The 13,406-nt window shown below is 65.1% G+C and carries 12 protein-coding genes and 1 pseudogene; 5 read left to right on the top strand and 8 right to left on the bottom strand.

Going from position 1 to position 13,406, the window contains the following annotated elements; genetic code table 11:
- Window positions 1-6: 6 nt before the first annotated feature.
- The 7 genes and pseudogenes from ACWPWO_RS11200 to fdxA form a co-directional block, all read right to left on the bottom strand.
- A complete protein-coding gene (locus tag ACWPWO_RS11200) occupies window positions 7-1,215 on the bottom strand; it encodes an ABC transporter substrate-binding protein (RefSeq protein WP_394060900.1) in 1,209 nt (402 codons plus the stop codon).
- Window positions 1,216-1,270: 55 nt separating this feature from the next.
- A complete protein-coding gene (locus ACWPWO_RS11195; RefSeq protein WP_454006671.1) occupies window positions 1,271-1,984 on the bottom strand; it encodes an ABC transporter ATP-binding protein in 714 nt (237 codons plus the stop codon).
- The gene (locus ACWPWO_RS11190; protein WP_454006670.1) at window positions 1,981-2,754 is read right to left on the bottom strand and encodes an ABC transporter ATP-binding protein; all 774 of its coding nucleotides are present in this window, start codon (window positions 2,752-2,754) and stop codon (window positions 1,981-1,983) included. Before ACWPWO_RS11190 ends, ACWPWO_RS11195 begins: the two co-directional genes overlap by 4 nt.
- A 148-nt stretch (window positions 2,755-2,902) precedes the next feature.
- Complete coding sequence (gene nth / locus ACWPWO_RS11185; protein ID WP_454006669.1) at window positions 2,903-3,541, bottom strand: endonuclease III; 639 nt, start codon at window positions 3,539-3,541, stop codon at window positions 2,903-2,905.
- An 8-nt stretch (window positions 3,542-3,549) separates the two neighbouring features.
- Window positions 3,550-4,179 carry an RnfABCDGE type electron transport complex subunit B gene (locus ACWPWO_RS11180; protein WP_454006668.1) on the bottom strand — a complete coding sequence of 210 codons (630 nt, stop codon included), beginning with the start codon at window positions 4,177-4,179 and terminating at the stop codon, window positions 3,550-3,552.
- A 51-nt stretch (window positions 4,180-4,230) separates the two neighbouring features.
- Window positions 4,231-5,452, bottom strand: a pseudogene (locus ACWPWO_RS11175) (polyhydroxyalkanoate depolymerase).
- Between the two features lie 221 nt (window positions 5,453-5,673).
- Window positions 5,674-5,997, bottom strand: coding sequence for a ferredoxin FdxA (gene fdxA / locus ACWPWO_RS11170; protein ID WP_394060888.1), 324 nt, complete (start codon window positions 5,995-5,997; stop codon window positions 5,674-5,676).
- Window positions 5,998-6,229: 232 nt separating this feature from the next.
- Between fdxA and pncB the strand changes: the two genes are divergently transcribed.
- Window positions 6,230-7,405 carry a nicotinate phosphoribosyltransferase gene (gene pncB, locus ACWPWO_RS11165; protein ID WP_394065837.1) on the top strand — a complete coding sequence of 392 codons (1,176 nt, stop codon included), beginning with the start codon at window positions 6,230-6,232 and terminating at the stop codon, window positions 7,403-7,405.
- Here pncB and ACWPWO_RS11160 read toward each other — a convergent pair whose 3' ends face one another.
- On the bottom strand, window positions 7,406-7,927 hold the full coding sequence (locus ACWPWO_RS11160) for a flavodoxin family protein (RefSeq protein ID WP_454007480.1): 522 nt from the start codon (window positions 7,925-7,927) through the stop codon (window positions 7,406-7,408). It abuts the gene before it with no gap.
- 91 nt (window positions 7,928-8,018) lie between these two features.
- Between ACWPWO_RS11160 and ACWPWO_RS11155 the strand changes: the two genes are divergently transcribed.
- The 4 genes from ACWPWO_RS11155 to accD all read left to right on the top strand — a co-directional run bounded on the left by ACWPWO_RS11155 (window position 8,019) and on the right by accD (window position 13,397).
- Window positions 8,019-10,277 carry a RelA/SpoT family protein gene (locus ACWPWO_RS11155; protein ID WP_454006667.1) on the top strand — a complete coding sequence of 753 codons (2,259 nt, stop codon included), beginning with the start codon at window positions 8,019-8,021 and terminating at the stop codon, window positions 10,275-10,277.
- Window positions 10,278-10,352: 75 nt separating this feature from the next.
- Complete coding sequence (trpB, locus tag ACWPWO_RS11150) at window positions 10,353-11,552, top strand: tryptophan synthase subunit beta (protein ID WP_454006666.1); 1,200 nt, start codon at window positions 10,353-10,355, stop codon at window positions 11,550-11,552.
- A 17-nt stretch (window positions 11,553-11,569) separates the two neighbouring features.
- Window positions 11,570-12,403, top strand: a complete 834-nt coding sequence (gene trpA / locus ACWPWO_RS11145; RefSeq protein ID WP_454006665.1) for a tryptophan synthase subunit alpha — start codon at window positions 11,570-11,572, stop codon at window positions 12,401-12,403.
- Window positions 12,404-12,518: 115 nt separating this feature from the next.
- A complete protein-coding gene (gene accD, locus ACWPWO_RS11140) occupies window positions 12,519-13,397 on the top strand; it encodes an acetyl-CoA carboxylase, carboxyltransferase subunit beta (RefSeq protein WP_454006664.1) in 879 nt (292 codons plus the stop codon).
- The last annotated feature ends 9 nt before the right edge of the window (window positions 13,398-13,406 follow it).

Genomic DNA, 13,406 nt, shown 5'->3' with positions numbered 1-13,406 from the left:
GGGTTCTTATTTCTTCACCAGCGAGCAGGTGGATTCTTGCAGCGAGGCGTAGACCTTGTCTCCCGGCAGGGTCTCGACCAGTTTGTAGTAGTCCCAGGGCTGCTTGGATTCGCCGGGCTTTTTCACCTGCATCAGGTACATGTCGTGCACCATGCGGCCGTCTTCGCGCACGACGCCGTGGTCGGTGAACATGTCCTTGATGGGGTTGGACTTCATCCATTTCATGAGGGTGTCGGCATCGTCCGTGCCGGTTTCCTTGACGCCCTTCAGGTAGAAGGCGGCGCTGGAGTAGTCGCCCGCCTGCAGAAAGGACGGCATGCGGTTCTGTTCCTTGAAGAAGCGCTGCGCCCATTCCCTCGAAGCGTCGCTCTGGTCCCAGTACCAGGCGGTGGTCAGGTACAGGTTCTGGGTGGCTTCCAGGCCCAGGGCATGCACGTCGTTGATGAATACCAGCAGTCCGGCCAGATGCATGGTGGCGGTGATGCCGAACTCATTGGCGGCCTTGACCGAATTGATGAAGTCGCCGCCGGCGTTGGCCAGGCCCAGGATCTTGGCCCCGGAGGACTGCGCCTGCAGCAGGAAGGAGGAGAAGTCCGAGGCGCCCAACGGCACGCGCACCTGCCCCTTGACCTCGCCGCCGGCTTTCTTCACGACCTCGGCCGTGTCGCGTTCCAGCGAGTGGCCGAAGGCGTAGTCCGCCGTCAGGAAATACCAGCTCTTGCCGCCGTCCTTGACCACGGCGGCGCCCGTGCCGCGCGCCAGGGCGATAGTGTCGTAGGCGTAGTGCACGGTGTAGGGCGTGCACTGGGAGTTGGTCAGGTTGGAGGAGCCTGCGCCCACCGCGATGAAGGGCTTCTTCTTCTCCGCCGCCACCGCGGCCATGGCCAGCGAGGTGGCCGAATTGGTGCCGCCGATCAGCACGTCCAGCTTCTGGCTGTCGAACCATTCGCGGGCCCGGGCCGACGCGATGTCGGCCTTGTTCTGGTGGTCGGCCACCAGCAGTTCGATCTTCTTGCCGTTGATCTCGCCGCCCGCATCGGCGATGGCCATGCGGATGGCGTCGCCGCCGGCCTTGCCGTCGATGTCGGAATAGACTCCCGACATGTCCGTGATGAACCCGATGCGGATCACATCATCGGAGATGGCCGCAACTGCCGGTTGGGCCAGTAGTAGTCCGGCCGTCGTCAGGGCGGCGCTGATCGTTGCAAGCTTCATGGGCTGTCTCCTCGTGGTGTTGAGTGGCGTGTCTGGCCTTGCCGGCGGGAAGGGATCAGACCCCGAGCAAGGTGTTGAGTGTCTCGTGCTTGTGGGCAAGCTCGCTGGCCGCGAAGCTCTCGACCACCTGGCCGTGCTCCATGACGTAGAAGTGGTCGGCCAGGGGAGCGGCGAAGTGGAAATTCTGCTCCACCATGACGATGGTGTAGCCTTTGGCCTTCAGGGTGGCGATCATGCGGGCCAGCGCCTGCACGATGACGGGTGCCAGGCCTTCGGAGATTTCATCGAGCAGCAGCAGGTTGGCGCCGGTGCGCAGGATGCGGGCCACGGCCAGCATCTGCTGCTCGCCCCCGGACAGGCGCGTGCCGGGAGAGTGGCGGCGCTCCTCCAGGTTGGGGAACATTTCGTAGATCTCGGCCAGCGACATGCCGCCTCCCGGCGTGGAGCCGATGGCCGGCGGCAGCAGCAGGTTCTCCTCGCAGGTCAGACCGGCGAAGATGCCGCGCTCTTCGGGGCAATAGCCCACGCCCAGGTGGGCCACCCGATAGGTGGGCAGATGGATGGACTCGGCACCCTGGATGCGGATGGAGCCGCGGCGCGTGTCCGTCAGGCCCAGGATGGCGCGCAGCGTGCTGGTGCGGCCGGCGCCGTTGCGCCCCAGCAGCGTGACGACCTCGCCCTGCGCCACGTTCAGGTTGACTCCGTGCAGGATGTGGGACTCCCCGTACCAGGCATGCAGATCCTCGATTTCCAGGGCGGCCTTGCTCATGGATGCGCTCCTTGCAGTTCGGTTGCGGTGGTCCCCATGTAGGCCTGCATGACGGCCGGATTGCGGGACACGTCCTCGTAGGGGCCTTCGGCCAGGACGGCGCCGCGCGCCAGTACCGTGATGCGGTCGGCAATGGAGGAGACCACGTTCATATTGTGTTCGACCATCAGGATGCTGCGCCCGGCGCTGACCTTGCGGATCAGCTCGGTGATCCGCTCCACGTCCTCGTGGCCCATGCCCTGGGTCGGTTCGTCCAGCAGCATCAGTTCGGGCTCCATGGCCAGCGTGGTGGCGATCTCCAGGGCGCGCTTGCGCCCATAGGGGAGGTTGACGGTCAGGTCCCGGGCGAAGCCGGCCAGGTCCACCTGTTCCAGCAGATCCATGGCGCGCTCGTTCAGGCCGTCCAGGCAGCGCTCGCTGCGCCAGAATTGAAAGGAGGCGCCGGTGCGGCGCTGCAGGCCGATACGCACGTTCTCCAGCACGGTCAGCTGCGGAAACACCGCCGAGATCTGGAAAGAGCGGATGATGCCGCGCCGGGCGATCTGCGCCGGGCGCTCCCGGGTGATTTCGGTATCGTTGAAGTAGATCCGGCCGGAGGTGGGAGCGATGAACTTGGTGAGCAGATTGAAGCAGGTCGTCTTGCCTGCTCCATTGGGACCGATCAGCGCGTGTATGTCCCCGCGCCTCACCTGTAGATTGACCTTGTCGACAGCCACGAACCCCAGGAATTCCTTCACCAGGTTCTCGGTGCGCAGAATGTACTCTGTCATCGCCTGCCAGCCCTTGTGCGAAGTTAACGTCGAGTTTCAGTATGGAAGCCCGCATGGGCGAAAACCATGCGGGTTTGTCATAGGATAGGGAAACTCCGGTGGCGGACGGGAAGGCGGCGCCCTGAAGGAGCCGCCGGCGGGATCCGATCTACTTGCCGACCGTCTTGGACTTGAACTCGCACAGGTCGGCAATGCCGCACTGGGGGCATTTGGGCGTGCGGGCGACGCAGATGTAGCGGCCGTGCAGGATGAGCCAGTGGTGGGCGTCCAGCAGGAACTCCTTGGGAATGACGCGCTCCAGCTTCTTTTCCACTTCCACCACGTTCTTGCCGGGGGCGATGCCGGTGCGATTGGCCACGCGGAAGATGTGCGTGTCCACGGCGATGGTGGGCAGGCCGAAGGCGGTGTTCAGCACCACGTTGGCCGTCTTGCGGCCCACGCCGGGCAGAGCCTCCAGCGCGGCCCGGTCGCAGGGCACCTGGCCCTGGTGCCGCTCCAGCAGGATCTGGCAGGTCTTGATGACGTTGGCGGCCTTGGTCTTGTACAGGCCTATGGTCTTGATGGCTTCGCGCAATCCGTCCTCGCCCATGGCCAGGATGCCCTGGGGCGTGCCGTGCTCCGGGAAGAAGCGGCGCGTGGCCAGGTTGACCGATTTGTCGGTGGCCTGCGCGGACAGGATGACGGCGATCAGCAACTGGAAGGTGCTGTCGTATTCCAGTTCCGTGGTGGGCTTGGGGTTGGCGGCCTGGAAGCGGCTGAAGATTTCGTGGCGTTTGGCGGCGTTCATGGCGTGATTCAGTTGCCGGCCTGGCCCGCGCGGCGGGCGCGGGCGCGGGCCAGGGCGGCGGCAATGGAAGCCTGGCGCTTGTCGGCCTGGTCGGCGTCGTTGGCCAGCACGGGCTTGTTGGCCAGCGTGCGCGCCGCCAGCTCCGAGCTCTCGGCGTGGCGGGCCAGCAGGCGCAGGCGACGCTGTTCGGTATCGCGCCTGGCCTGCTCGGCCTGCGATGGCGTCCAGTCATCGGTGGGCACCATGGTGATGCAATCCACCGGACAGGGCGGCAGGCACAGTTCGCAGCCGGTGCAGCGATCGGCCAGCGCGGTGTGCATGAGCTTGTTGGCGCCGACGATGGCATCGACCGGGCAGGCCTGGATGCACAGCGTGCAGCCTATGCAGTGTTCCTCGATGATGACGGCGCGGCTCGGGCCGGCGAATTCCCCGCACTCCGGGTCCAGGGGCGTTTCCTCTCGCCCCAGCAGGGCGGCCAGGGCGCGCACGCCTTCCTGGCCGCCGGGCGGGCAGCGGTTGATGGCCTCGCCCTCCAGGGCGATGGCCTGGGCGTAGGGCAGACAGGCGTCGTAGCCGCAGCGCGTGCACTGGGTTTGAGGAAGCAGGGCGTCGATGCGCCGTATCAGTGAGTCGGACATGAATGCAAAAACGGGGCCGACCGGCCCCGTGGAGATGCGCGGTGGGCGAAATCAGGCGTGCTGACGGATGAAATCCTTGATTTTAGGACAGATCAGCGTGCGCCAGCGACTTCCCGAGAAAATCCCGTAGTGGCCGCAACGCGGCGCCGTGAACTGCTGCTTGAGTTCCGGGGCGATGCCCGAGCACAAGCCCTGGGCGGCATGCGTCTGCCCCAGGCCGGAGATGTCGTCCAGTTCGCCTTCGATGGTGAAGAGCGCCACGCCCTGGATGTCCTGCGGGCGCACCTGTTCGCCGCGTACATGCCAGTGTCCCTTGGGCAGCTGCTGCTCCTGGAACACCACGCGTATGGTGTCCAGGTAGAACTCGGCGGGCATGTCCAGCACGGCGTTGTATTCGTCGTAGAAGCGGCGGTGCGCTTCGGCGTCGTCCTCGTCGCCCTTGATCAGGTGCTGGTAGAAGTCGTAGTGCGAATGCATGTGCCGGTCCGGATTCATGGCAATGAAGCCGGCGTGCTGCAGAAATCCGGGGTAGACGCGCCGGCCCGCGCCCGGGTACTTGGACGGGACCCGGTGGATCAGGTTGTTCTCGAACCAGGCATAGGGCTTGGTGGTGGCCAGGCGGTTGACCTGGGTGGGCGACTGGCGCGTGTCGATGGGGCCGCCCATCATGATCAGGCTGCGCGGCATCTTGGGATCCTTGCGGCTGGCCATGAGCGACACGGCGGCCAGCACCGGCACGGTGGGCTGGCACACGGACATCACGTGCACGTCGGGTCCCAGCGCGCGGATGAATTCCTGGATGTACAGCACGTAGTCGTCCAGATGGAAGGGACCGGCAGACTGGGGCACCATGCGTGCATCCACCCAGTCGGTGACGTAGATCGAGTGGTCCGGCAGCAGGGCGCGCACGGTTTCGCGCAGCAAGGTGGCGTGGTGGCCCGACAGGGGTGCCACCAGCAGGACCTTGGGGGCCTGGTCGGCTTCGGGAAAGTCGCGGCTGAAATGGATCAGGTTGCAGAAGGGCTTGGCAATCTGCACACGCTCGGTGACCGCGACCGTGCGTCCCTGGATTTCCGTCTGGTTCAGTCCCCAGGCCGGTTTCTCGTAGTCCTTGCCCAGGCGATGCACGAGTTCGTACGCCGCCGCCAGTTGCCGGGACACGGGGGTGTAGGCCAGCGGGCTGTAGGGATGGGAGAACAGCTGCGAGCTGGTGCCCGAAGGCTGCCAGCGGCGCCAGGAAGGAGCGCTGGAGTTCGTGCAGATCGTAGAGCATAGGTGGTTGCGCCTTGGTGTTGCCTGATTCCTTATGCAAATAAATGCATAAGCTTATTTGCTACTTGAAACAATACGGCTTTTGCCGCCGCTTTTGACTTGGGATTATCCCGTTGCTGCATTGCAGCAATGTTTCTTGTATCAAAAGTGCGGCGGCCGACGCAAGCGCGGCAGGGAAGAAAGGCAGGCGCGGCGCCGGCGCTCAGAGGGCGCGGGCGCGGATCAGCGTTCCAGATACTGTAGTTTGTTTTCCACACCGTTCCAGTTGTCGGCGTCTTCCAGCGGTTTCTTGGAGCGGTTGATGCTGGTGAACACCGGGGAGAGCTCGGCGTTCAGCTCGATGAACTGGACCTGGTCCTGTGGAACGTCTTCCTCGGCGAAAATGGCGTTGGCCGGGCATTCGGGAATACAGACGGCGCAATCGATGCACTCGTCCGGATCAATCACCAGAAAATTCGGGCCTTCACGAAAACAGTCCACGGGGCACACATCCACGCAATCGGTGAATTTGCACTTGATACAGTTTTCGGTGACGACATGGGTCATTTCAGTAAAGCTCCTGCGGGATCGGTAAGGCTGTCGGACCAAGGGGGCGGACTGTGGGCGGGTGCACAGGGCGGGGCGACAGAAACTGGATTCAATCCATCAATTTTAACGAATATTCGGGTTCCTGCTTATTGAGTTGGCGCAAGTCCGCCGCGCCGGCCCTCCCTTGCGCCAGGTGCGCGAGGCGGGGCGGGCGTGCTATGGTTGCGCAAACGAAACCGGTATGCCCGCGATGATCATCACTTCTCTTCTCGATACGGACCTTTATAAATTTTCCATGATGCAGGTCGTGCTGCATCATTTCCCGGCGGCGCAGGTGGAGTACCGCTACAAATGCCGGACCCCCAACATCAACCTGAGCCAGTATCTGGACGAGATCCGCGCCGAGATCCACAGCCTGTGCCAGCTGCGCTTCTCGGACGAGGAGCTGGCCTATCTTGGTTCCCTGCGCTTCATCAAGAGCGACTTCGTCGACTTTCTGGGACTGTTCCATCTGCCCGAGCGCTGCATCAGCGTGGAGGCGGGCGCCGCGCCCGGCGAGATCGAGATCCTGGTCAAGGGGCCCTGGCTGCACACCATCCTGTTCGAGATACCGGTGCTGGCCATCGTGAACGAAGTGTATTTCCGCAACGAACGTCCCAATCCTCCCTGGGAGGAGGGGCGCGAGCGGCTGCAGTCCAAGATGCGCCTGGTGGTGGACGATCCGGCTCTGGCCGATTTCCGGGTGGCCGACTACGGCACGCGCCGCCGCTTCTCCAAGAAGTGGCACGAGGAGGTGGTCACCACCATGATCCAGCAGATGCAGCCGCATTTCGCCGGCACCAGCAACGTCTGGCTGGCCATGAAGCACGGCGTCACCCCCCTGGGCACCATGGGCCATGAATACCTGCAGGCCTGCCAGGCCCTGGGGCCGCGTCTGCGCGATTCGCAGATCTTCGCGCTGGAAGTCTGGGCCAAGGAGTACCGGGGCGACCTGGGCATCGCCCTGTCGGACGTCTACGGCATGGACGCCTTCCTGCGCGACTTCGACATGTACTTCTGCAAACTGTTCGACGGCGCGCGGCACGATTCGGGCGACCCCTTCATCTGGGGGGAACGACTGCTGGCCCATTACATCGCTAACCGTACCGATCCGCGCACCAAGACGCTGGTGTTCTCCGACGGTCTGACCATCCCCAAGGCCATCGAGCTGGCGCAGCGTTTTGCCGGCCGCTGCAAGGTGTCGTTCGGCATAGGCACCAATCTGACCAACGACCTGGGTCATGAACCGCTGCAGATCGTCATGAAGATGGTGCGCTGCAACGGCCAGCCCGTGGCCAAGGTGTCGGACGCGCCGGAAAAGACCATGTGCGACGATCCGGCCTACCTAGCGTACCTGCGCCAGGTCTTCCAGCTGCCGCCGGCGTGATCATGACAGGCAGAGCAGGGCGGCCAGGTGGGCGCCGGCCTGCCGCGCTTCCTGCTTCTGTTCCGCGCTCAGGTGCTTGGGCGCGAGAATGGCTTCGGGCGTCTGCGCCTGGAAGTTGAAGATGCGGCCGGGCCAGGCCGCCTCCAGGCGCCAGCCCGTGCAGATGCGCTCCAATTGGGCCAGGGCTCCGCGGCCGTCGCTGCCGGCGCTGATCAGGGCGCCGTAGGGCCGGCCGTTGAGCTGGTCGAGCACCGCATAGTAGAACCGGTCGAAGAATTCCTTCATGGCCCCGCTCAGGCTGCCCAGGTTCTCGGGCGCGCAGAACAGATAGGCCTGGGCCTGCAGCAGGTCTTCGGCGCCGGCCTGTTCACAGCCCAGCAGGCGGACCTGGATGCGTTCGCGCTCCTGCAGTTCCTCCAGGACCTGGCGCGCGCCTTCGCCGGCCTGCTCGGCCAACTGGCGGGAGGCGCCGGTGCGCGAATGCCAGACGATCAGCAGGCGGCGATGCTCGGGCGAAGGCATAAGGCTCATATGCTAATACTCGCGGTGATAGACTACGACTTATAGTATAGAGAGCCGCCGCCGGAACGGCCGCCATACCGAAGTAAACGACATGAATCAGACAGTATCCCCCCCTCTTGCCGAATCGGCCTTCAGCCCGCAGTGGCTGGCGCAGGCCGGCGCCGGGCTGGACGAACCGGGGCGCGAGCTCCTGCAGCGCGCGGCCGAGTGGGCCGAGCCGGCTCTGCGCGAGCTGGCGGGCAGCACGGGCGAGCCGCTGGACCAGCATTGCGCGCAAGTGGCGGTGATCCTGGCCGGCCTGGGGGCCGACGCCCAGACGCGCGCCAGCGCCTTGCTGGCCGTCATGCCTGCGCCGGATCGGGACGTCAAGCAGGATCCCGTCCAGAAAGCCTTCGGCGCCGAAGTCATGACCCTGGTGCGCGGTTCGCGCGCCCTGTACCGGCTGGGTTCGCTGACCGGCCAGGCCAAGGAGCAGCCGGGCGCCGGGGACCCGAAGGAGATGAAGCGCAAGATGCTGCTGGCCATGGCCGCCGACCTGCGCATCGTGCTGATGCGGCTGGCCTCGCGCCTGCAGTCGCTGCGCTGGTTCCGCCAGTCCAAGGCGCCGTGCCCCGTTGCCTTCGCGCGCGAAACCCTGGAGCTGTATACGCCGCTGGCCAATCGGCTGGGCATCTGGCAGGTCAAGTGGGAAATGGAAGATCTGGCCTTCCGTTTCCTGAATCCGGACGTCTACAAGGACATCGCCCGCCAACTGGATGACAAGCGCGTCGAACGCGAAACCCTGATCGCTCAGGTGCGCGACCAACTGCTGGCGGCGCTCAAGCGCGAGCACATCGACGCCGAAGTGTCGGGGCGGCCCAAGCATATCTACAGCATCTGGAACAAGATGCGCAACAAGCACCTGGACTTCGGCCAGTTGTTCGATCTGCGCGCGCTGCGGGTCATCGTCGAGGACGAGCGCAGCTGCTACAACACGCTGGCTGTCGTGCATTCGCTGTGGACGCCGGTGCCGGCCGAGTTCGACGACTACATCTCGCGCCCCAAGCCCAATGGCTACCGGTCCCTGCATACCGTGGTGGCCGACGCGCAGGGCCGCACCTTCGAGATCCAGATCCGCACTCGCGAAATGCACCAGTATGCGGAATTCGGGATGGCCGCGCACTGGCGCTACAAGGAAGCCGGCCCGCAGGGCGGACAGGTGGCCGCCGATGGCGAGGACGACCGCAAGATCGCCTGGATGCGCCAACTGCTGGCCTGGGACCGGGATGCGGCCGCCTCCAACGCGGTGCTCGGCGAACCCGCAGCCGCGGCTCAGGCGCCGGCCGCGCCCGCCTCGCCCCGTCCCCTGAAGGCGCAGGAAGAAGACCATATCTATGTGCTGACTCCCCAGGCGCGCGTGATCGAGCTGCCTGTGGGCGCCACGCCGGTGGACTTCGCCTACTACCTGCACACGGACCTGGGCCATCGCTGCCGGGGCGCGCGCGTGGATGGGCAGATGGTGCCCTTGTCCACGCGCCTGGCCACGGGTCAGACGGTGGAGATCGTGGCCGCCAAGTCGGGCGGTCCGTCGCGCGACTGGCTCAACACCCAGCTGGGTTTCCTGGCCAGCCCCCGTTCGCGCTCCAAGGTGCGGGCCTGGTTCAATGCCATCGAACTGCAGCAGCGCATCTCCCAGGGCCAGGCCATGGTCGAGAAAGAGTTGCAGCGCCTGGGCCGCACGGCCGTGAACCTGGAGCAGATGGCCCAGCAACTGGGTTTTGCCCGGGCCGACGACCTGTATGTGGCGGTGGCCAAGGATGAATTCAGCCTGCGCCAGGTGGACGCGCTGTTCCGCGGCGCCCCCCAGGAAGAAGAGCCTGTGCGGCGGGTGTTCGACGCCGCCAACGACAGCGTGGCCAAGACGGGCAAGAGCGGGGTCCTGGTGGTGGGCGTGGATTCGCTCATGACCCAGCTGGCTCGCTGCTGCCGGCCCGCGCCGCCGGACCTGATCGCGGGCTTCGTGACCCGGGGGCGGGGCGTATCCATCCATCGCGCCGACTGCAAGTCCTACCACGAGCTGAGCCTGCGCCATCCCGAGCGGGCCATCAGCGTGGACTGGGGCAATACCGGTGACTCCCTGTATCCCGTGGACCTGGCCATCGACGCCCAGGAGCATCCGAACCTGCTGCGCGATCTCTCCGAGGTCTTCGCACGGCTGCGCCTGAATGTCACCGGCATCAACCCCCACAGCCGCCGTTCGCTGACCCAGATGGTCTTCACCATCGAAGTGCGCGACGGCGAGCAGATCCAGAAGGCCTTGACCGCCTTGAACGAGCTGCCGGGCGTGAGCGCCCGCCGTTACTCGTCTTGAACTGGTAAAATCGTGGAATCCGAACGTCGCGGGCGCCGTGCCCGCGATTGTTCTTGTCAACCAAGAGAGCTAGCTTTGAAAACCTATACCTTGCCCGACCCGGATGGACATTTTGGTCAGTTTGGTGGTTCGTTTGTGGCCGAGACTCTCGTTCATGCCCTGGACGAGCTGAAAGCCGCCTACGAACGGTATCGGAACGATCCTGACTTTCTGCGTGAGTTCAACTACGAGCTCAAGCACTTCGTCGGCCGTCCCAGCCCTGTGTACCATGCACGCCGATGGTCGGAGCAACTGGGCGGCGCTCAGATCTGGTTCAAACGCGAAGACCTCAACCATACCGGCGCGCACAAGATCAACAATTGCATAGGCCAGATCCTGCTGGCGCGACGCATGGGCAAGCCGCGCATCATCGCCGAGACCGGCGCCGGCCAGCACGGCGTGGCCACGGCCACGGTGGCGGCCCGCTACGGCCTGGAATGCGTGGTGTACATGGGCAGCGAAGACGTGCGCCGCCAGGCGTCCAACGTCTATCGCATGAAGCTGCTGGGCGCCACCGTCGTGCCGGTGGAGTCCGGCTCGCGCACCCTGAAGGACGCGCTGAACGAAGCCATGCGCGACTGGGTCACCAACATCGAGAACACGTTCTACATCATCGGCACCGTGGCCGGTCCGCATCCCTATCCCATGCTGGTGCGCGATTTCCAGTCCGTCATCGGCCAGGAATGCCTGGAGCAGATGCCGGCCGAGGTCGGGCGCCAGCCCGACTACGTGGTCGCTTCGGTGGGCGGCGGCTCCAATGCCATGGGCATCTTCTACCCCTACATCGAGCAGGACGGCGTCGCCCTGGTGGGCGTGGAGGCGGCCGGTCGCGGCCTGGACACGCTGGAACACTCCGCTTCCCTGTACAAAGGGCGGGTGGGCGTGCTGCACGGCAACCGCACCTATGTGCTGCAGGACGAGAACGGCAACGTGATGCCCACGCATTCGGTGTCGGCCGGCCTGGACTACCCGGGCGTGGGGCCCGAGCACGCCTGGCTCAAGGACAGCGGCCGCGCCCAATACGCCACGATCACGGACCAGGAGGCCTTGCAGGCTTTCCACGACTGCTGCCGCATCGAAGGCATCCTGCCGGCCCTGGAGTCCTCGCACGCGCTGGCGCACGCCGCCCGCATGGCGCCCTCGCTGGGCAAGGACAAGATCATCCTGGTCAGCTTGTCCGGTCGCGGCGACAAGGACATGCACACGGTCGCCGAATACGGCGGCCTGACACTGTAATCAATCGGGAAGCCATTATGTCGAGTAACGTACGCCTGAAAGCGGCGTTTGAGCGTTTGAACGGGCGCTGCGCCCTTGTACCGTATGTCACGGCCGGCGACCCCTCCGTGCCGTCCACCGTCGCCCTGATGCACGCCCTGCGCCAGGCGGGCGCGGACGTGATCGAGCTGGGCGTGCCGTTCTCCGACCCGACCGCCGACGGTCCGGTCATCCAGCGGGCCGCCGAGCGCGCCATTAGCCGCGGCGTGGGCTTGCGCAAGGTGCTGGACATCGTGCGCCAGTTCCGTCAGCTGGACGACGAAACGCCCGTGGTGCTGATGGGCTACGCCAATCCCATCGAGTGCATCGGTCAGGCCGAGTTCGCCCGGCTGGCCGGGCAGTCCGGCGTGGACGGCGTGCTGACGGTGGATTATCCGCCGGAGGAATCCCAGGAGTTCACCGCCCTGCTCACCGAGCAGGGCGTGGACACCATCTTCCTGCTCTCGCCCACGTCCACGGACGAGCGCATCGCCAAGGTGGCCGCCCTGGCCCAAGGCTATGTGTACTATGTGTCGCTCAAGGGCGTGACCGGTTCGGGCCAGATCGACGTGGCTGATGTCGAGCACCACCTGCAGCGCATCCGCAAGCATGTCAAGATTCCGGTGGGCGTGGGCTTCGGCATCCGCGACGCCCAGAGCGCCAAGGCCATCTCGCGCAATGCGGATGCCGTGGTGATCGGTTCCAAGCTGATCGAGACCATGGAAGAGGCTGTGCAGGCCCATGCAGGCAAGGACCAGAAGGACGTGGACGCCGCCGCCATCGCGGCCGCGGGCCAGTGGCTGGGACAGATACGCCAGGCGCTGGATAATTAGCCCAAAAGCGCTTTTAGCGTTTAGAATCATGTGCCTGTTCCGCGTGAACAGGCGCTTTTTTTCAGAATAAGAGGGCAGCGGCCACGGGCCGGCTGACCGAACACAGGATCTCACAATGAGCTGGATCGAGAAAATACTGCCGCCACGAATCAACCGCAATCCCGAGAGCAGCCGTCGCGTGCCCGAAGGCCTGTGGGTGAAATGCCCATCGTGCGAGTCAGTGCTCTACAAGGAAGATCTGCAGGCCACGCTGAATGTCTGCCCCAAGTGCAGCCATCACATGCGCATCGGCGCGCGTGCGCGCATCAAGGCGCTGCTCGATGCCGAAGGCCAGGTGGAGATCGGTGCCAACACCCGTCCCATGGACCCCTTGAAATTCCGCGATTCCCGCAAGTACACCGAGCGCGTTGCGGAAGCCACCAAGCAGACCGGCGAGACCGAAGCCATGGTCGTGGTCAGCGGCACGATCCTGTCGGTGCCCGCCGTGGTGGCCTGCTTTGAATTCGAATACATGGGCGGCACCAAGGGGTCGGTGGTGGGCGAGCGTTTCACGCGCGGCGTGCAGGCGGCCATTGCCAATCGCAGTCCCTTCGTGTGCGTGGCTGCCTCGGGCGGCGCGCGCATGCAGGAGAGCCTGTTTTCGCTGATGCAGATGGCCAAGACCACGGCCATCCTGGCCGAACTGGCCGAAGCCGGCCTGCCTTTCGTCAGCATCCTGACCGATCCCACCATGGGCGGCGTGTCCGCCAGCTTTGCCTTCATGGGTGATGTGGTCATTGCCGAGCCCAATGCCCTGATCGGTTTCGCCGGCCCGCGCGTGATTGAGCAGACCGTGCGCGAAAAGCTGCCCGAAGGCTTCCAGCGCGCCGAGTTCCTGCTGGAGAAGGGCGCCATCGACATGGTGGTGGACCGTCGCGAGATGCAGCGCGAGCTGGCCGAACTGCTGGCCCTGCTGACCCGCCAGCCTGCCGAGGCCGTCGCCCGTCAGGCCTGACCCCGTGCC

Source organism: Alcaligenes sp. Marseille-Q7550 (assembly GCF_965112015.1).
Note: the sequence above shows the minus strand (reverse complement) of the source record. Positions and strands in the feature narration are given on the sequence as shown.

Bases quoted from the DNA above. Each gene is read 5' to 3' on its own strand.
- ACWPWO_RS11200 (WP_394060900.1), bottom strand. From the start codon at position 1,215: ATGAAGCTTGCAACGATCAGCGCCGCCCTGACGACGGCCGGACTACTA.
- ACWPWO_RS11195 (WP_454006671.1), bottom strand. From the start codon at position 1,984: ATGAGCAAGGCCGCCCTGGAAATCGAGGATCTGCATGCCTGGTACGGG.
- ACWPWO_RS11190 (WP_454006670.1), bottom strand. From the start codon at position 2,754: ATGACAGAGTACATTCTGCGCACCGAGAACCTGGTGAAGGAATTCCTG.
- nth (WP_454006669.1), bottom strand. From the start codon at position 3,541: ATGAACGCCGCCAAACGCCACGAAATCTTCAGCCGCTTCCAGGCCGCC.
- ACWPWO_RS11180 (WP_454006668.1), bottom strand. From the start codon at position 4,179: ATGTCCGACTCACTGATACGGCGCATCGACGCCCTGCTTCCTCAAACC.
- fdxA (WP_394060888.1), bottom strand. From the start codon at position 5,997: ATGACCCATGTCGTCACCGAAAACTGTATCAAGTGCAAATTCACCGAT.
- pncB (WP_394065837.1), top strand. From the start codon at position 6,230: ATGATCATCACTTCTCTTCTCGATACGGACCTTTATAAATTTTCCATG.
- ACWPWO_RS11160 (WP_454007480.1), bottom strand. From the start codon at position 7,927: ATGCCTTCGCCCGAGCATCGCCGCCTGCTGATCGTCTGGCATTCGCGC.
- ACWPWO_RS11155 (WP_454006667.1), top strand. From the start codon at position 8,019: ATGAATCAGACAGTATCCCCCCCTCTTGCCGAATCGGCCTTCAGCCCG.
- trpA (WP_454006665.1), top strand. From the start codon at position 11,570: ATGTCGAGTAACGTACGCCTGAAAGCGGCGTTTGAGCGTTTGAACGGG.
- accD (WP_454006664.1), top strand. From the start codon at position 12,519: ATGAGCTGGATCGAGAAAATACTGCCGCCACGAATCAACCGCAATCCC.